This window comes from Aeromonas sp. R5-3, from assembly GCF_040908225.1.
Lineage (GTDB): Bacteria > Pseudomonadota > Gammaproteobacteria > Enterobacterales > Aeromonadaceae > Aeromonas > Aeromonas dhakensis.
The window spans coordinates 61,452-77,984 of sequence record NZ_JBFODH010000029.1; the positions used below are offsets into that span (position 1 = coordinate 61,452).

General features: G+C 61.9%; 15 protein-coding genes. 11 read left to right on the plus strand and 4 right to left on the minus strand.

Annotated elements, in window-relative coordinates; translation table 11 throughout:
* Window positions 1-5 precede the first annotated feature (5 nt).
* The 4 genes from hflX to AB5Y95_RS19600 all read left to right on the plus strand — a co-directional run bounded on the left by hflX (window position 6) and on the right by AB5Y95_RS19600 (window position 3,740).
* Window positions 6-1,292: a ribosome rescue GTPase HflX gene (hflX, locus tag AB5Y95_RS19585; RefSeq protein WP_005304225.1), complete on the plus strand. Its 1,287-nt coding sequence runs from the start codon at window positions 6-8 to the stop codon at window positions 1,290-1,292.
* A 91-nt stretch (window positions 1,293-1,383) separates the two neighbouring features.
* Complete coding sequence (gene hflK / locus AB5Y95_RS19590; protein WP_005304223.1) at window positions 1,384-2,535, plus strand: FtsH protease activity modulator HflK; 1,152 nt, start codon at window positions 1,384-1,386, stop codon at window positions 2,533-2,535.
* A gap of 3 nt (window positions 2,536-2,538) precedes the next feature.
* Window positions 2,539-3,423 (plus strand): protease modulator HflC, encoded by an 885-nt coding sequence (gene hflC, locus AB5Y95_RS19595; RefSeq protein ID WP_005304220.1) that lies wholly within the window; start codon window positions 2,539-2,541, stop codon window positions 3,421-3,423.
* A 128-nt stretch (window positions 3,424-3,551) separates the two neighbouring features.
* Entirely contained in the window at window positions 3,552-3,740 is a 189-nt protein-coding gene (locus tag AB5Y95_RS19600; RefSeq protein WP_005304217.1) for a DUF2065 family protein, read from the plus strand.
* Between the two features lie 73 nt (window positions 3,741-3,813).
* Here AB5Y95_RS19600 and ispB read toward each other — a convergent pair whose 3' ends face one another.
* The gene (ispB, locus tag AB5Y95_RS19605) at window positions 3,814-4,785 is read right to left on the minus strand and encodes an octaprenyl diphosphate synthase (RefSeq protein ID WP_010634945.1); all 972 of its coding nucleotides are present in this window, start codon (window positions 4,783-4,785) and stop codon (window positions 3,814-3,816) included.
* 242 nt (window positions 4,786-5,027) lie between these two features.
* Here ispB and rplU point away from each other — a divergent pair, with 242 nt between their 5' ends.
* The 5 genes from rplU to AB5Y95_RS19630 all read left to right on the plus strand — a co-directional run bounded on the left by rplU (window position 5,028) and on the right by AB5Y95_RS19630 (window position 10,633).
* Window positions 5,028-5,339 (plus strand): 50S ribosomal protein L21, encoded by a 312-nt coding sequence (rplU, locus tag AB5Y95_RS19610; protein ID WP_005304210.1) that lies wholly within the window; start codon window positions 5,028-5,030, stop codon window positions 5,337-5,339.
* 17 nt (window positions 5,340-5,356) lie between these two features.
* On the plus strand, window positions 5,357-5,614 hold the full coding sequence (gene rpmA, locus AB5Y95_RS19615; protein WP_005304202.1) for a 50S ribosomal protein L27: 258 nt from the start codon (window positions 5,357-5,359) through the stop codon (window positions 5,612-5,614).
* Window positions 5,615-5,802: 188 nt separating this feature from the next.
* Window positions 5,803-7,005, plus strand: coding sequence for an Obg family GTPase CgtA (cgtA, locus tag AB5Y95_RS19620; protein ID WP_017763857.1), 1,203 nt, complete (start codon window positions 5,803-5,805; stop codon window positions 7,003-7,005).
* 393 nt (window positions 7,006-7,398) lie between these two features.
* Complete coding sequence (locus AB5Y95_RS19625; RefSeq protein WP_005304191.1) at window positions 7,399-8,769, plus strand: YjiH family protein; 1,371 nt, start codon at window positions 7,399-7,401, stop codon at window positions 8,767-8,769.
* Window positions 8,770-8,938: 169 nt separating this feature from the next.
* A complete protein-coding gene (locus AB5Y95_RS19630) occupies window positions 8,939-10,633 on the plus strand; it encodes an AMP-binding protein (protein WP_368161866.1) in 1,695 nt (564 codons plus the stop codon).
* Between the two features lie 42 nt (window positions 10,634-10,675).
* Here AB5Y95_RS19630 and AB5Y95_RS19635 read toward each other — a convergent pair whose 3' ends face one another.
* The 3 genes from AB5Y95_RS19635 to AB5Y95_RS19645 form a co-directional block, all read right to left on the minus strand.
* Window positions 10,676-11,029: a hypothetical protein gene (locus AB5Y95_RS19635; RefSeq protein ID WP_005304185.1), complete on the minus strand. Its 354-nt coding sequence runs from the start codon at window positions 11,027-11,029 to the stop codon at window positions 10,676-10,678.
* Window positions 11,030-11,114: 85 nt separating this feature from the next.
* The gene (locus tag AB5Y95_RS19640) at window positions 11,115-11,465 is read right to left on the minus strand and encodes a hypothetical protein (RefSeq protein ID WP_005304182.1); all 351 of its coding nucleotides are present in this window, start codon (window positions 11,463-11,465) and stop codon (window positions 11,115-11,117) included.
* Between the two features lie 133 nt (window positions 11,466-11,598).
* The gene (locus AB5Y95_RS19645) at window positions 11,599-14,571 is read right to left on the minus strand and encodes an HD domain-containing phosphohydrolase (RefSeq protein WP_368161867.1); all 2,973 of its coding nucleotides are present in this window, start codon (window positions 14,569-14,571) and stop codon (window positions 11,599-11,601) included.
* A gap of 155 nt (window positions 14,572-14,726) precedes the next feature.
* On the opposite strand from AB5Y95_RS19645, the gene AB5Y95_RS19650 reads away from it, so the two are divergent.
* Window positions 14,727-15,716: a luciferase-like monooxygenase gene (locus tag AB5Y95_RS19650; protein WP_368161868.1), complete on the plus strand. Its 990-nt coding sequence runs from the start codon at window positions 14,727-14,729 to the stop codon at window positions 15,714-15,716.
* Between the two features lie 234 nt (window positions 15,717-15,950).
* A complete protein-coding gene (locus AB5Y95_RS19655) occupies window positions 15,951-16,451 on the plus strand; it encodes a 2TM domain-containing protein (RefSeq protein WP_017763864.1) in 501 nt (166 codons plus the stop codon).
* Window positions 16,452-16,533: the final 82 nt, after the last annotated feature.

Sequence of the window (16,533 nt, forward strand, 5' to 3'; positions counted from 1 at the left end):
AGCGCTTGTTTGACCGTTATGAAGCCGGCGAACAGGCCGTTCTGGTACATGTCAACTTCAGTGATGAGGGTGAGCGGGAGGATCTGGAAGAGCTCAAGATGCTGGTGAGCTCGGCCGGGGTCAATGCGCTGGGGGTGATCACCACCAGCCGCAGTGCGCCCAGCGCCAAATTTTTTGTCGGCAGCGGCAAGGCTGAAGAGATCGCGTCCCAGGTCCAGATGCTGGACGCCGACGTCGTCATCTTCAACCATGCCCTGACCCCTGCCCAGGAGCGCAACCTGGAGCGCCTGTTCCAGTGCCGGGTAGTGGACAGGACCGGCCTGATCCTCGATATCTTCGCTCAGCGTGCCCGTACTCACGAAGGCAAGTTGCAGGTCGAACTGGCCCAGTTGCGCCATCTCTCTACTCGCCTGGTGCGAGGCTGGACCCACCTTGAACGTCAGAAGGGGGGGATCGGCCTGCGCGGCCCGGGTGAAACCCAGCTGGAAACCGACCGCCGCCTGTTGCGTGAACGCATCAAGGCGATTTTGCGCCGGCTCGACAAGGTGGCCAAGCAGCGGGAACAGGGACGTCGTGCCCGCAACCGCAACGAGGTGCCGACCGTTTCTCTGGTGGGTTACACCAACGCCGGAAAGTCCACTTTGTTCAACCAACTTACAGCTGCCAGCGTGTATGCTGCCGACCAATTGTTCGCAACCCTGGATCCGACCCTGCGCAAATTGGTGATCCGGGATGTGGGTGATGTGATTCTGGCGGATACAGTTGGATTTATTCGACACTTGCCCCATGATCTGGTCGCGGCCTTCAAGGCGACGCTGCAGGAGACCCGCGAAGCGGATCTGTTGCTGCACGTGGTGGACTGTGCCGACGAGCAGATGCAGGAGAATATCGAGTCGGTGCAGCAGGTGCTGGCCGAGATCGAAGCCGATGACCGGCCCCAGCTGATGATCTGCAACAAGATCGACAAGCTGGGTGAACACCCGGTCGGGCTGGAGCGGGACGAAGAGGGGCGCCCGGTGCGGGTCTGGCTGTCTGCCCAGACCGGCGAGGGGTGTGACGATCTGTTTGTTGCCCTGACCGAGCTGCTGGCCGGCTCCATGGTGCACCACACTCTGCAGTTGCCCCCTTCGGCCGCCAGATTGCGCAGTGCGCTCTATCGCCTCAAGGGCATCGAGCAGGAAGGTTTCAGCGAGGAGGGGGATTTTGTGTTGGAAGTCCGCCTGCAACTGGCTGACTGGAACCGCCTCGTGAAGCAAGAAGGTGAGAGTTTACAACGCTTTATCAGGCATTGATTCGTCGATGAGATGAATGTTTGCTGGCTTCATCAACGGTTGATGGCCCGATAGAGATGATATCCATCCGCATGTATTAATGGAGACGCTGATGGCTTGGAATGAGCCTGGTAATAACGGCAAAGACCGTGACCCCTGGGGGAACAACGGCAAGAATCAGGGACCCCCTGATCTGGACGAGATGCTGCGCAAGGTGAGCCGCCGTTTTGGTGGTCTGCTGGGTGGCGGTAAATCGGGTGGTGGTGACGTCGGCAAGTTCGGCCTCTCCATCGCGCTGGTGGTGGCGGTAGTGGTGTGGGTCGTCAGCGGCTTCTATACCATTCGCGAAGCCGAGCGTGGCGTGGTGCTGCGCTTTGGCGAGTACTCCCACAACGTGGATCCGGGCCTGCGCTGGAAACCGACCTTCATCGACCGGGTGATCCCGGTGGACGTGGAGTCGGTCCGTTCCCTGCCGGCCTCCGGCTTCATGCTGACCCAGGACGAGAACGTGGTGCGGGTCGAGATGGACGTGCAGTATCGCGTGGTCGATCCCGAGCAGTATCTATTCAGCGTCACCAACGCCGACGAAAGTCTGAGCCAGGCGACCGACAGTGCCCTGCGCTACGTGGTGGGTCACACCCGGATGGACGACGTGCTGACCACGGGTCGTGAGAAGGTGCGTCAGGAGACCTGGCAGGTGATCGACAGCATCATCGAGCCCTATCACATGGGTCTGCAGATCGTCGACGTCAACTTCCTGCCGGCGCGTCCGCCGGAAGAGGTGAAGGATGCGTTCGATGACGCCATCTCCGCTCAGGAAGATGAACAGCGCTTCATTCGTGAAGCCGAAGCCTATGCCCGTGAAGTGGAGCCGAAGGCCCGCGGCCAGGTCAAGCGCCTGGAGCAGGAGGCCGAAGCCTACAAGTCCCAGATCGTGCTGAAGGCCAAGGGTGAAGTCGCTCGCTTCAACGAGCTGCTGCCCCAGTATCAGGCTGCGCCCGAGCTGACCCGTGATCGTATCTACCTGGAAACCATGGAAGAGCTCTATCAGCAGGCCAACAAGGTGGTGGTCGACATGCCGGCTGGCAACAACAGCATGATCTACCTGCCGCTCGACAAGCTCTCCGGCAAGGCCAACGCGGTGCAACCGGCTCGTCCGGCAGGTGCGCCGGTGGTAGAACAAACCCCGCCGTCCAACGAAGGGGCCAACTCCACGCCGACCCCGCTGCGCAGCGGCGACCGTTTCAGCTCAGGGAGAAACTGATAGATGAAAAAGCTAGCTATTGGTGTCATCGCTGTGGCCGCCATGGTCTGCTTCTCTTCGGTCTTCATCGTCGATGAAGGTCAGAAGGGAATCGTGGTGCAGTTCGGCAAGGTGAAGCGGGTTGAATCCGGCGAGCCACGCCTGTACGAGCCGGGCCTGCACTTCAAGGTGCCGCTCATCGACCAGGTTCGCAAGATGGATGCCCGTATCCAGACCCTGGAAGGGCAGGCGGATCGCTTCGTCACCTCCGAGAAGAAGGACCTCATCATCGACTCCTACGTGAAGTGGAAGATCGAGGACTTCTCCAAGTACTACCTGGCGACCGGCGGTGGCAACAAGATCCAGGCCGAAGACCTGCTCAAGCGCAAGATCAACAACGGTCTGCGTTCCGAAATTGGTAATCGCACCATCAAGGACATCGTCTCTGGCGAGCGCAGTACCGTGATGGAAGATGCCCTGATGAAGATGGCGCGCTCCTCCGAGCTCGGCATCAAGGTGGTGGATGTGCGCATCAAGCAGATCAACCTGCCGGTGGAAGTCTCCAGCTCCATCTATCAGCGGATGCGTGCCGAGCGGACCGCGGTAGCCCGTGAGCATCGCTCCCAGGGCCGCGAGCAGGCCGAGATCCTGCGTGCCGACATCGACCGCAAGGTGACCGTCATGATCGCCGACGCCGAGAGTAACGCCCGTCAGCTGCGTGGTGAAGGGGATGCCGAGGCCGCCAAGATCTATGCCGACAGCTACAAGAAAGACCCCGAGTTTTTCAGCTTCGTGCGCAGCATGGAGGCCTATCGCAAGAGCTTCGCCGGTGGCAACGACCTGATGGTCCTCAAGCCGGACAGCGAGTTCTTCCGCTACCTCAAGTCGCCGCACGGCAGCAAGCAGTAAGTTCGTCGTGATTTGACCCAAGGGCCTGATGATTCAGGCCCTTTTGTTTGCCGGCTATCGGCTGGCAGCGGGGGGCTGTGTGTGAGGCGCTTGTGGTTGGGGCGCATTCAGACGAGAAAGGAGGTTGTATGCTGACATCCATCCTGATGGGGCTGGGATTGCTGCTGCTGTTCGAAGGGCTGGGGCCGCTCTTGATGCCGCGCGCCTGGCAGCAGATGTTGCGGCTGCTGAGCGATCAGCCGGCCGAGCAGTTGCGCCGTATCGGCGGCTGTCTGGTGGTGGCCGGGGCCGTTATCTTGTGGGCGCTGGCGCGTTAAAGGATGAGCCTGGCTGTGTTTGCCAGACAATAAAAAAGAGGCCAATGGCCTCTTTTTTATTTCCGGCTGAGCATCAGGCGCTGCGCTGCACCGCCATGTGGGCTAGGGTTTCCAGCGCCTGCTTGTGTCGGGAGTCCGGCAGGATGGCGAGGGCCGCGATGGCCTTGTCGGCCTCTTCCCTGGCCCGCATGCGGGAGTACTCCAGCGCACCGGTACGGTCGAGGATGGCCAGGATCCGGTCGAGGTGCTCCATGCCGTTGCGGTGCTCGATGGCGTCGCGCACCAGCTGGCGCTCTTCCGGGCTACCCACTTCCATGGCACGCAACAGCGGCAGGGTCGGCTTGCCTTCGGCCAGATCGTCGCCCACGTTCTTGCCCATCTCGTCGCTCTGGGAGCAGTAGTCCATCACGTCGTCGATGATCTGGAAGGCGGTGCCCAGATACTTGCCGTAGTCGGTCATCGCCTGCTCGATGGGCGCGGGCTGATGGGTCAGCACGGCGGCGAGACGGGTGGCTGCTTCGAACAGCTTGGCGGTCTTGCAATAGATGACCGTCATGTAGCTCTCTTCGGTGGTATCCGGGTCGTTGCAGTTCATCAGCTGCAGCACTTCCCCTTCGGCGATGGTGTTGGTGGCCTCGGAGAGGATCTCCATCACCCGCAGGTTGGAGAGCTCGCTCATCATCTGGAAGGAGCGGCTGTAGAGGTAGTCACCCACCAGTACGCTGGCGGCGTTGCCGAACATGGCGTTGGCGGTCTCCCGGCCGCGGCGCAGGTCGGATTCGTCGACCACGTCGTCGTGCAGCAGGGTGGAGGTGTGAATGAATTCGATGATGGCAGCCAGTTTCAGGTGATCCTCACCCTCATATCCCAGTGCGCGGGCGGCCATGACGGTCAGCATGGGGCGCATCCGTTTCCCGCCTGCACTGACAATATAGAAACCCAGCTGGTTGATCAGGCTGACATCGGACTGGAGTCGCGCCAGGATCAGTTCATTGACCGCCGTCATGTCGGCGGCACAGAGCGCACGGATAGTCTGTTGGTCCATAAGTCTCGTAACGTGACGGCAGTGATGACTGCGATTTTAGCAATGGCGGGGATTCTACACGATTTCACAATGGGTTACAGTTAAGCGTTTATTCACGGCGGCAGATATGCGCACAAAATAAACTTTTTGCTAAATTGGCCTTGCCTGAGCAAATCGATTTGCGTAGAATGCCCGCCCATTGTTATAGGTTTTTGCGCGTGTCTGGCCTTGAGCAAAAGACACGCCTTTACGGAGTTAATCAAATGTACGCGGTATTCCAAAGCGGCGGAAAACAACACCGTGTGGCCGAAGGTCAAATCGTTCGTCTGGAAAAGCTGAACGTTGAGACTGGCGCTACCATCGACTTCAACGAAGTGCTGATGGTTGCTGCAGGCGACACTTTTAAAGTAGGTGCTCCTTTCGTTGAAGGTGGCAAGGTTGTAGCTGAAGTTGTGGCTCACGGCCGTGGCGAGAAAGTGACTATCGTCAAGTTCCGTCGTCGTAAGCACCACCGTAAGCAAGCGGGCCACCGTCAGTGGTTCACTGAAGTCAAAATCACTGGCATCAGCGCTTAATTAGAGGAGTACGATAGATGGCACACAAAAAAGCTGGCGGTTCATCCCGCAACGGCCGCGATTCAGAAGCTAAACGCCTGGGCGTGAAGCGTTTCGGCGGCGAAACAGTTCTGGCTGGCAGCATCATCGTTCGTCAGCGCGGCACCAAGTTCCACGCTGGTGAGAACGTTGGTCTGGGCAAGGACCACACCCTGTTCGCTACCGCGAACGGCAAGGTGCAGTTCGAAGTCAAAGGTCCGCTGAACCGTAAGTACGTAAGCATCGTTGCTGAGTAATTACGGACCGCAAGGATCCGAAGCCCCGCCAACAGGCGGGGCTTTTGTTTTTCTGATGTAGTTGACGAAAAAACGGCACGCAGCCGACCCTGGCTCTGAAGGGGCGACTGGCAAGATGCGTATCGCCCGCAGGGGTCTGTACCACTATAATGGCGTATCGGTTTTTCGAATTAAGGTGACGGTTACCTATGAAGTTTGTTGATGAAGTCCAGATTCGAGTCGATGCCGGTGACGGTGGTAACGGTTGTGTGAGCTTTCGCCGGGAGAAATACATTCCGAACGGCGGCCCGGACGGCGGTGACGGCGGTGACGGTGGCGACGTGTATCTGGTTGCCGATGAAAACCTGAACACCCTGATCGACTACCGTTTCGAGCGTTTCCACGCCGCCGAGCGTGGCGAGAATGGCCAGAGCGCCAACTGTACCGGTCGTCGCGGCAAGGACAAGATCCTGCGCGTGCCGGTCGGTACCCGTGCGACCGATGAAGATACCGGCGAACTGCTGGGGGATCTGACCCACCACGAGCAGAAGCTGCTGGTTGCCAAGGGCGGTTTCCACGGTCTTGGCAATACCCGCTTCAAGAGCTCGGTCAACCGTGCGCCGCGCCAGAAGAGCAACGGCACCCCGGGTGAAGTACGTACCCTGAAGCTGGAGCTGCTGCTGCTGGCCGACGTCGGCATGCTGGGCCTGCCCAACGCCGGCAAGTCCACCTTCATCCGCGCCGTCTCTGCGGCCCGCCCGAAAGTGGCCGATTACCCCTTCACCACGCTGGTGCCGAACCTCGGCGTGGTGCGTGGCGAGAACTCCCGCTCCTTCGTCATTGCCGACATTCCGGGTCTGATTGAGGGTGCTGCCGAAGGCGCCGGCCTCGGTATCCGCTTCCTCAAGCACCTCGAGCGCTGCCGCGTGCTGGTCCATCTGGTGGATATCTGCCCGGTGGATGGTTCCGATCCTGCCGAGAATGCCGTGACCATAGTCCGCGAGCTGGAGAAGTACAGCCCGGAGCTGGCGAGCAAGCCGCGCTGGCTGGTGTTCAACAAGATGGACCTGATCCTGGAAGAAGAGGCAGGTGAAGTGATGGAGCGCGTGAAGGCCGCCCTGAACCACGAAGGGCCGGTTTACGCCATCACCGCCATCAGCAAGGAAGGGACCAAGAAGGTCTGCTACGACATCCTTGATCTGCTCGATACCATGCCCCGTCAGCTGGCGGAAGATGCCAAGGAAGCCATCGAGAAGGTGGAGTTCAAGTGGGATGACTACCACAAGAACCAGCTGGCCAAGGCCGAAGCGGATGCGCTGGCTGCCTCCAAGGCGTTTGACGAGTCGCTGGACGACGATGACTGGGACGACGAAGACGATGATGGCGTGGAAGTCATCTACGTGCGTGACTGACCCTCATCCTGCGGGTGAGCGCAGTGCCGCCACCCACTGCTGAAAAACCGGAGCCTTGCCAGGCTCCGGTTTTTTTATGGGGATCGACTGGATCACCATATAGATATATTTCTTATGTCACTTATTGCCAGCCAACCGCAACTGATTATACTGCGCTCCTGAATGTAACCTTAACGAAACAATGTGCTAACCATTTGTAATGAATTGATATGCGCATCTGTTTGGGTACATTCTTATGGAAGGTTTGCCTGTAAAAATATTTATGCTTGAAATGATCCATTAAAAGCTTGTTTGTGCATTTTTTTGGAGTATTCTTGCGCCCGTTTTGTCGGGTGAGAGCATGGGTATGCAGGTTCGCCTGGCTAAGGAAAAGTAACATTAAGGCTGTAAACCATGCTGGAAAAGACTCTGCAAGCACCTGCGCTCAATACCCGTCGCAACGTGCTGATGTTCCTGGTCCCGTCACTCATCGGGATCCTGCTGTTCATGACTCCCGTTCTCTATGACGGCAACGTCACCATCCCGGTAGCCGTACTGGCGAAGCTGGTACAGAGGGTGTTTGCCGACTATCTGGTGGCCATGGTCAGCGCCATCATCACCACCACCATGCTGATGACCCTGATCGCCTGGTTGTTCAAGCCGGCGATCCTGGTGAAGCGCCCCTTCCTCAACAGCCTGTTCAACGTCTCTCCCTTCTGGGCCTGCGTGCGGGTGCTTGGCGGTATCTTCGTGCTGCTGACCTTCTTCGAGGCCGGCCCCGAGGTGCTGCGTTCCGGTGCGACTGGTGGTCTGGTGCTGCACGATCTGCTGCCGGTGCTGTTCTCCGTCTTCATCTTCGCCGGCCTGCTGCTGCCGCTGCTGCTCGATTTTGGTCTGCTGGAGTTTGTCGGCACCATGATGACCCGCATCATGCGCCCCGTGTTCCGCCTGCCGGGCCGCTCTGCGGTGGACTGCTTCGCCTCCTGGCTCGGGGATGGCAGCGTCGGCATCCTGCTCACCAGCAAACAGTACGAAGGCAAGTTCTACACCCAGCGGGAAGCCGCCGTCATCGGCACCACCTTCTCTGCCGTTTCCATCACCTTCTGCCTGGTGGTGATCTCCCAGGTGAAGCTGGAGCACATGTTCGTGCCCTTCTACCTGACCGTCTGCCTGGCCGGGGTGGTGGCCGCCATCGTGGTGCCGCGCCTGCCGCCGCTCTCCTGGAAGAAGGATGTCTACAGCGACGGTACCCCCCTGTGCCGCAAGCAGGAGGCGATCCCCCATCAGCACAGCGTGCTGAGCTATGGCTATGAGCGGGCCCTGACCAAGGCCGACAGCATGACGGATCTCGGCGCCGTGGCGCGGGAAGGGGTGAAGAATGCCCTGGACATGGTGTTTGGCGTGCTGCCGGTGGTGATGGCGGTGGGTACCTGTGCCCTGATGCTGGCCGAGCACACCCCCATCTTCAACTGGCTGGGGGCCCCCTTCGTCCCCTTGCTGGAGCTGCTGCAACTGCCGGAGGCGGAAGCCGCTTCCAAGACCATCATGGTGGGCTTCGCCGACATGTTCATCCCGGCGGTGCTGGCCTCCACCATCGAGAGCGAGATGACCCGCTTCGTGATCGCCGCCATGTCGGTCACCCAGCTCATCTACATGTCGGAAGTGGGTGCCCTGCTGCTGGGCAGCAAGATCCCGGTCAAGCTGTGGGAGCTGTTCGTGATCTTCCTGTTGCGCACCCTGATCACCCTGCCGGTCATCGCCGGGGTGGCGCACCTGCTGTTCTGATCTGCCCCGCGTTTGTAAACGGTCAACTTCGGTTGGCCGTTTTTTTATGGTCGCTATTAGACCAAAGTGAGTCTTTTATGAGGCCTGAATTTACATTAATGTAACAAGCTGAAAAAACACGCCAGCCGAGCAGTAGGCAATTCCAACCTATGTGGCCAGGAGTCACCCCATGACCTCACTGCTCAGCTACCGGGCCGGTCCTTGCGATCAGCCGCTGCTTCACCAGACCATAGGCGCCTACCTGCAAGAGGTGGCGGAACGTTTCCCCGAGCGGCCCGCCGTGGTGGTGCGCCACCAGCAGATCCGCTGGAACTACCGGGAATACCTGACCCAGATAGACCGGCTGGCGCTGGGCCTGCTGGCGCTCGGGATCCGGCCAGGGGATCGGGTCGGCATCTGGTCGCCCAACAACATCGAGTGGTGCCTGGTGCAATTCGCTACGGCCCGTATCGGGGCCATCATGGTCTGCATCAACCCCGCTTACCGCAGCTACGAGCTCGCCTTTGCCATCAACAACGTGGGCTGTCGGGCCCTGATCTGCGCCAGCGCGTTCAAGGGCTGCGACTACCTCGCCATGCTGGGGGCGCTGGCCCCCGAGCTGGCGAGCTGTCCGCCAGGCCGCCTGACATCATCCCGGCTGCCGAGCCTGGAGATGGTGATCCGGCTCGGGGAGGAGCAAAGCGCCGGCACGCTCAACTTCCCCGAGGTGCTGGCACTGGGCGACCGGCAGGATCCGGCCTGGCTGGCCCGAGTGGCCGCCACCCTTAAACCCGATGACGCCATCAACATCCAGTTCACCTCGGGCACCACGGGCAACCCCAAGGGGGCCACCCTCAGTCACAGCAACATCCTCAACAACGGCCGCCAGGTGGCGCAAGGCATGGCGTTCAGCGAGCAGGATCGGCTCTGCATCCCGGTGCCGCTCTACCACTGTTTCGGCATGGTGCTCGGCAATCTGGTCTGCATCAGTGTGGGGGCCTGCGCCCTGTTTCCGGCCGAAGCCTTCGATCCGGCGGCCACCCTGCGGATGGTGAGCGAGGAGCGCTGCACCGCCCTGCACGGGGTGCCGACCATGTTCATCGCCGAGCTGGAGCTGGCGGAGTTTGATCAGTTCGATCTCTCCTCCCTGCGCACCGGCATCATGGCCGGTGCCATCTGCCCCGAGCCCTTGATGCGCAAGGTGCAGACCCTGATGCACATGACCGAGGTGACCATCGCCTACGGCCAGACCGAGTGCAGTCCCATCAATCACATGACCGCCATCGACGCGCCGCTGGACAAGCGGGTCACCACGGTCGGCCGCGCCATCGGTCACACCGAGATCAAGCTGGTCGACCCCAGCGGAGATATAGTGGCCATCGGCGAGCGGGGAGAGATCTGCTGTCGCAGCAACGGGGTGATGCAAGGGTACTGGCAGGATCCGGCCAAGACGGCGGATACCATAGATGAGGAAGGGTGGCTGCACTCGGGGGACATCGGCATCATGGATGAAGAGGGCTATGTACGGATCGTCGGGCGCAGCAAGGAGCTGATCATTCGCGGTGGCGAGAACATCTACCCGCGCGAGATCGAGGAGCGGCTCTATGATCATCCGGCGGTGCAGGATGCAGCCGTGTTCGGGGTCGACAGCGAGCGCTATGGCGAGGAGGTGTGCGCCTGGGTCAAGCTCAGGCCCCGGCAGGAGGCCAGCGAGGAGGAGCTGAAGCAGTTCCTGTCGGCCCGCATCGCCTACTTCAAGGTGCCAAGATACATCCGTTTCGTGGAGGAGTACCCCATGACGGTAACCGGCAAGCTGCAAAAATTCAGGATGCGGGAACTGATGAGCGACGAGCTGGCCCGCCAGCACGCCGAGGCGATGCGCTGAGCGTGGCGACATCGGAAAAAAGGGCCTGCGGGCCCTTTTTTGTCAGCGTCCCAGCGGGTGAGGCTGTGCCGGCTTGCGGGGGCACTGCACCAGCAGGGTATGGGTGGTGAAGGTGCTGCTCTGGGGGAAGCTTGGGCGAAACCCCGTCATCGGATCGGCGGCCCCCATGCTCATCTGATGGGAAGTGAAGGTGCGCTGGCGGCGATCGGTCTCCTGATAGCCGAGCGGGCAGCTCAGCGTCGCCTGCTGCTGGCACTCCTCCAGTGCGGCGCACTCGATCTGGAAGCGTTGCAGTGCGGGATTAGCTGAAGCGAGTTCGGTGACGGTGGCGGGCGCCGGCAGCAGGGCGCAGCCGGACAGCAAGAGGCTGCCCAGCAGGAAAATTCGGGGTGACATAAGAGAGTGGTGCTCGATGAAACAAGAAAAGGGTGGGTAGCGGCCGGCCGGGGCCATCTGCCTCGTGCCGGCCGCAAAGCGCGGATCAGCGCGGCGTGATGCCCATATCGACCGGACACTGGATGGTCAGAGAGTGCACCGTGTTGGCCATGCGATAGGGTTTGCCAGCCTTGTAGACCTTCTTCTCGTCGTCATAGCTGCCCGCCGTGTACTGGGTGCTGTAGAGCGTCTGCTGACGGCGATCCGTCTCCTGGTAGCCCTGCGGGCAGGTCTGGTTGGCCTGCTGGAAGCAGGCCGTCATGCTGCTGCACTCGATGTAGAAGCCGCGCTGGCTGGCATCGGCCAGGTGTACCGGGGTGACGGTGGGGGCGGGGGGAGACAACAGGGAGCAGCCGGACAGCGTCAGCGCGCCCAGCATGATGAGATGTTTTGACATAGATAACCTGAACAGTGTGGTGTGACAAAGAGTGAGGGGGAGTCTATTGCTCCCCCTTCGCTATAGGGGCACCGTTATAACCAGCCGGGGGTGTTCAGGCCAGCCCGCAAATGTAAGAAAATATGACCCGGCCCTAGGCCAGCCCGGCCAGCAAGGCGCTTTCATCCACCTGATCCAGCTGCTCGGGGGCAAGGAATCTCCCGGCGTAATCGCGCCAGATGCCGCTGCTGACGAACAGGGCAAACAGGGCGGGATCGATGTGCTGCTCGCGCACCATGCTCTGCATGATGGCCAGCGACTGGGAGACCGTCTTGCCCGATTTGTAGGGGCGATCGCTGGCGGTCAGCGCCTCGAAGATGTCGGCGATGGCCATGATGCGGGCGGGGATGCTCATCTGGCTGCCCAGCAGCTGGCGCGGGTAGCCCTTGCCGTCCATCCGCTCGTGATGGCCGCCGGCAATCTCGGGCACGCTGCGCAGATGGCGGGGGAAGGGGAGGCGTTCGAGCATGCGAATGGTCTGGATGATGTGCTCGTTGATCTTGTAGCGCTCCTCCTCGGTGAGGGTGCCGCGGCCGATGGCGAGGTTGTAGCGCTCGCCGCGGTTGTAGAGGTGAGTGGGCACCCGCACCTTGAAGCCCCAGGGATTGCGCTCGTCCAGCTGATCGTGGACGGGGCGGGGGATGAGGTGGGCGGCCTTGTCCGCCAGCAGGGGCTCGACGCAGGGCAGCGGTGCGGCCGGCTCCCCCTGGCGCAGCTTGAGCTCCTCCCGGCTGATGCCGAGCCGATCGTCCAGGGTGCGCAGCCAGGTGCGGCTGGCGATGGCATCCAGCCTGGTCAGCTTCTCCGGTGCCATCCATTCGCCGCCCAGGTTGCACTCGGCGACGAAGGCGAACTCCTCGTCCAGGGTGCTCCAGAGCGGCGCCACCGCCGCCCTGGCCGCTTCCCGCTCCGACGCCGGCAGGCGGGCCGCCAGCGCCTCTATGTAGCCGTCGCGCTTGAGCACCTCGAAGCGGGTACGGATCTCGTGGATCCGATCGTACAGGGTCTCCAGTTTGGTGGCCTTGTCCACCACGAACTCGGGGGTGGTCACCTTGCCGCAGTCGTGCAGCCAGCTGGCGATATGGATGGCCTCCCACTCCTCCTCGTTGAGCCGGAACTCGGCGAACGGCCCCTGCTGCTGGGCACAGGCGGCTTCGGTCAGCATCCGGGTCAGCTCCGGCACCCGCTGGCAATGGCCGCCGGTGTAGGGGCTCTTGGCGTCGATCGCGCCGGCCATCAGCTCGATGAAGGACTCCAGCAGCTGTTTCTGCTCCTCCAGCAGGCGCTGATTCTCGATGGCGGAGGCCGAGGTGCCCGCCAGCGCCTCGATCAGACTGATGCGCGAGGCCAGTTCACGGGCCGAGCAGTCAGGCAGGATCAGCAGCAGGCAGCCGATCAGCTCCTGGCGATGGTTGCGCAGGGGCTCGGCCACCAGTTGGCAGGGGCCGGGGAAGGGGCCCCAGTCGGCCAGATGCTGCTGCCAGCCCTGCTGGTCGATGGCGAGGCTGAGCCGCTCGCCCCGGACCAGCTCGCCAAACAGGGCCTGTTGCCAGCGGATCTGCCCGGCCGGCAGCGGCGCTTTGCGCCACAGTGCCTGTACCGCCACCATCCCCTGCTCCTGAGCCAGGTAGAGACAACCCCCTTCGGCCTGCACCGCGGCGATGGTTTCGTGCAGGATGCGGCTGAGCAGGGAGTCGAAGCGGTGTTCGGCCGCCAGCGCCCGTCCCATGTTCATGAAGTTGCCGAGGGTCAGCCGCATGCCTGACATGGTATGGGCCAGATCGTCGATCTCGCGGATGGCAGACTCGGGGACCCGGCTCTCGCCAAAATCGAAGTGCTGGATCCGCTCCGCCTCCTTGGTGAGCGCCAGCAGCGGGGTGGCGGTACGCCGCGAGACCAGCCAGATCACCGGCAGCAGCAGCAGCAGGCCCGCCAGCGCCCAGCCCAGATTGACCAGGGCCTCGTCTCTGGCCTGCTGATAGAGCAGGTCGGCCGACACCAGCAGGGCGATATGGAAGGGGGAGTCGCTCCCGAGGGGGGAGAGGTTGACCAGCCAGTCGCTGCCATCGGCGGCAGTCAGGTTGAGCTCGGCCGGGTCGCTCAGCAAGGTGGGCTGGCTGATGATCCGTTGTTGCAGGTCCGCCAGGGCCGGGTGGGGCAGGCTGGCCAGCATGGGCAGCTGGCTCAGCTGCTCGAAGCTGGGCAGGTGCCTGGGATCGGCGGCCAGCAGGGTGGCGTACTCATCGAACAGGATCACCTGGCTCTGGGCAGGCAGCTGCAGCTTGCCGATCAGGGCTGACAGTCCCTCGACGCTGGTGTCGAGCCCGATCACGGCGCGTCTGTCGTCGCTCTCCACCGCCAGCGTCATGCCTGGCTCCTTGGTGGTGAAGAAGAGGTAGGGGTTGGTGGTGGCGATCCCCGCTCGCCAGCGGGCCTGCTTGTACCAGTCGCGGCTGCGGGGATCGTAGCGGTAGTTCGGCATGGGGCGCCGCTCGAGCAGGCTCAGCCGCTGATCGAAATAGAGAAACTCCCCCTTGCCCTGGCTGAGGCTCTGCACCAGCAGGCTGCTGGCGGCCGGCACGCCCCCCAGCTGGGTCTTGGCCCGCTCGGTCAGTTTGCGCACCAGAAAAAAGTCGCCATCCTCGTAGCCGGCATAGACGGCCCCATAGCTGGGGCTGTTGGCCAGCACCTCCGCCAGTTGCGGCAGGTAGGCCAGACGGTCGGTCAGGTTGGTCATGGCCGCCAGCTGGCCGCTGCGCAGCAGGCTCAGCGACATGCGGGCCGGCCGCTCGTTCAGCTGCAGGGCGAGGGCCAGCTGCTGGCGATACTGCAGAAAGTTCTGTCGCTCGTGCTCCAGCCCCTGGCGGGCCCCTTGCTGGAACTGCAAGGCGATGAGGGCGCTGCCGAGCAGGGTAAACAGCAGGATGAAGAGGGTGGCGATATGCACATAGAAGGGTTTACGACCTGGCCTGGCAGTTGTCATGGACACATCCTTGTCACACGGGCGATTGCAGAGACGATCAACCTGCAGTGTGCCTGCAGGATGACAATAAACACAATAACCCATTCAGAGAGATCGGGATGTGACAGAGAGAAACTACCCCTGCTGGCGCTCCCGGAACCCGTGTCCGTCAATTTTGCCGGCCGATCAGGTGATTCATTCAGGTATCCCGTGCTACATTGCCCCCCTTGTTACTGGTCTGTGAATCAATGGAGTGACCCATGTCTGCCATCCCCTATTCCGTGCTCGATCTGGTGCCCGTTGCCGAAGGCTCCCAGCCGGCCGAGTCGTTTCGCCGCTCGCTGGATCTGGCTCGCCATGCCGAGCGCTGGGGTTACAACCGCTACTGGCTGGCCGAGCACCACAACATGCCGGGCATCGCCAGTGCCGCCACCTCTGTGCTGATCGGCCACCTGGCCGGCGGCACCAATACCCTGCGCATCGGCGCCGGCGGCATCATGCTGCCGAACCACTCGCCGCTGGTCATTGCCGAGCAGTTCGGCACCCTGGCGTCACTCTATCCGGATCGCATCGATCTCGGCCTTGGCCGCGCGCCGGGCACCGATCAGCGCACCATGCGGGCGCTCAGACGCCAGCGCAGCGCCGAGGTGGATGACTTCCCGGCGGATGTGCGCGAACTGATGGACTACTTTGGCGACGAGGTGGGCGCGGTGCAGGCGGTGCCGGGCCAGGGGCTGCATCTGCCCATCTGGTTGCTGGGGTCCAGCCTCTACAGCGCCCAGCTGGCGGCGGCCATGGGGCTGCCGTTCGGCTTTGCCTCCCACTTCGCCCCCGCCATGCTGCTGCAGGCGCTGGAAATTTACCGCGCCCAGTATCGCCCCTCCGCCCGCTGGCCCAAGCCCCATGCGGTGGTCTGCATCAACATGATCGCCGCCGACAGCGAGCGGGAGGCGCGCTTCCAGTTCACTACCCTGCAGCAGCAGTTCCTGCGCCTGCATCGCGGTAACGCGGGCAAGTTGCCGGCGCCCGTCGTCGAACTGAGCGAGGAGTGGTCCGAACGCGAGCTGGTGGCGATGGAGCAGACCCTGGCCCGCTCGCTGGTGGGCAACCCGGATCAGGTACGCCATGGCCTCAAGGCGCTGCTGGCGGAAACCCGGGCCGACGAGCTGATGTTCAACGGTCCCATCGTCGATCATCAGGCGCGGCTGCGCTCCTTTGAAATTGCCGCCGAGCTGATGCAGGCGCTATAAGCTCGACTCCCCGAAGAGCAGGGCGCTATCTTGCTAGAAGCGCCTCTGTCGCCCTGCTGTCAGGTCATCGAGAGGGGGGCGTTGTGGGGAGGAAAGATGGGATTTCTGCTCCCTCTATTTTATCTAATACACTGAATTAAAAGGAAAGTCAGGTTGGTGTCAGGCTGCTGTCGTGTCGCATGCCACCCTCCGGCCCCTATGCTGGCCCCGTCAATCAACCACAAGGAGTTCGAGATGATCGTCAGGAAGTTGAGATTGCAGCGGGGCTGGTCACAGGAGCAGTTGGCCGCCTTTACCGGCCTGAGCGTTCGCACCATTCAGCGGATCGAGCAGGGTCAGCAGCCCGGACTGGAATCCCTCAAGGCCCTGGCCGCCGTCTTTGAGCTCGAGGTGGCGCAACTTGACGGTACAAGCCAACAGGAGCATGAGATGAGAGGGAGTGACACGATGGAACGGGATCAGATTCGGGTATCGGTAGAGGAGCGGGCCGCCATGCGTTATGTGGAGGGGCTCAAGGGCTTCTATTACCACATCGCCAGCTACCTGCTGGTAATATGCGGGCTGTTTGTCATCAACTATCTGAGCAACCCGGGCTATATCTGGGCCTGGTGGCCGGCGCTGGGCTGGGGGCTGGGACTGATCTCCCATGCCATCAACCTGTTCCAGCCGTTCAAGCTGTTTGGCCCCGAGTGGGAGCGACAGCAGATCGAGAAACGACTGGGGCGCAAGCTCTAGGGTGAGCGATGCACCATAAAAAACGGGCCCGGCAATACCGGGCCCGTTTTGTTTTATTGTCTGCAGCCTACTTGGCGTTGGC

Bases quoted from the DNA above. Each gene is read 5' to 3' on its own strand.
- rpmA (WP_005304202.1), top strand. From the start codon at position 5,357: ATGGCACACAAAAAAGCTGGCGGTTCATCCCGCAACGGCCGCGATTCA.
- AB5Y95_RS19650 (WP_368161868.1), top strand. From the start codon at position 14,727: ATGTCTGCCATCCCCTATTCCGTGCTCGATCTGGTGCCCGTTGCCGAA.
- rplU (WP_005304210.1), top strand. From the start codon at position 5,028: ATGTACGCGGTATTCCAAAGCGGCGGAAAACAACACCGTGTGGCCGAA.
- AB5Y95_RS19640 (WP_005304182.1), bottom strand. From the start codon at position 11,465: ATGTCAAAACATCTCATCATGCTGGGCGCGCTGACGCTGTCCGGCTGC.
- hflC (WP_005304220.1), top strand. From the start codon at position 2,539: ATGAAAAAGCTAGCTATTGGTGTCATCGCTGTGGCCGCCATGGTCTGC.
- AB5Y95_RS19635 (WP_005304185.1), bottom strand. From the start codon at position 11,029: ATGTCACCCCGAATTTTCCTGCTGGGCAGCCTCTTGCTGTCCGGCTGC.
- cgtA (WP_017763857.1), top strand. From the start codon at position 5,803: ATGAAGTTTGTTGATGAAGTCCAGATTCGAGTCGATGCCGGTGACGGT.
- AB5Y95_RS19655 (WP_017763864.1), top strand. From the start codon at position 15,951: ATGATCGTCAGGAAGTTGAGATTGCAGCGGGGCTGGTCACAGGAGCAG.
- hflK (WP_005304223.1), top strand. From the start codon at position 1,384: ATGGCTTGGAATGAGCCTGGTAATAACGGCAAAGACCGTGACCCCTGG.
- AB5Y95_RS19600 (WP_005304217.1), top strand. From the start codon at position 3,552: ATGCTGACATCCATCCTGATGGGGCTGGGATTGCTGCTGCTGTTCGAA.
- AB5Y95_RS19630 (WP_368161866.1), top strand. From the start codon at position 8,939: ATGACCTCACTGCTCAGCTACCGGGCCGGTCCTTGCGATCAGCCGCTG.
- AB5Y95_RS19645 (WP_368161867.1), bottom strand. From the start codon at position 14,571: ATGGGTTATTGTGTTTATTGTCATCCTGCAGGCACACTGCAGGTTGAT.
- ispB (WP_010634945.1), bottom strand. From the start codon at position 4,785: ATGGACCAACAGACTATCCGTGCGCTCTGTGCCGCCGACATGACGGCG.
- AB5Y95_RS19625 (WP_005304191.1), top strand. From the start codon at position 7,399: ATGCTGGAAAAGACTCTGCAAGCACCTGCGCTCAATACCCGTCGCAAC.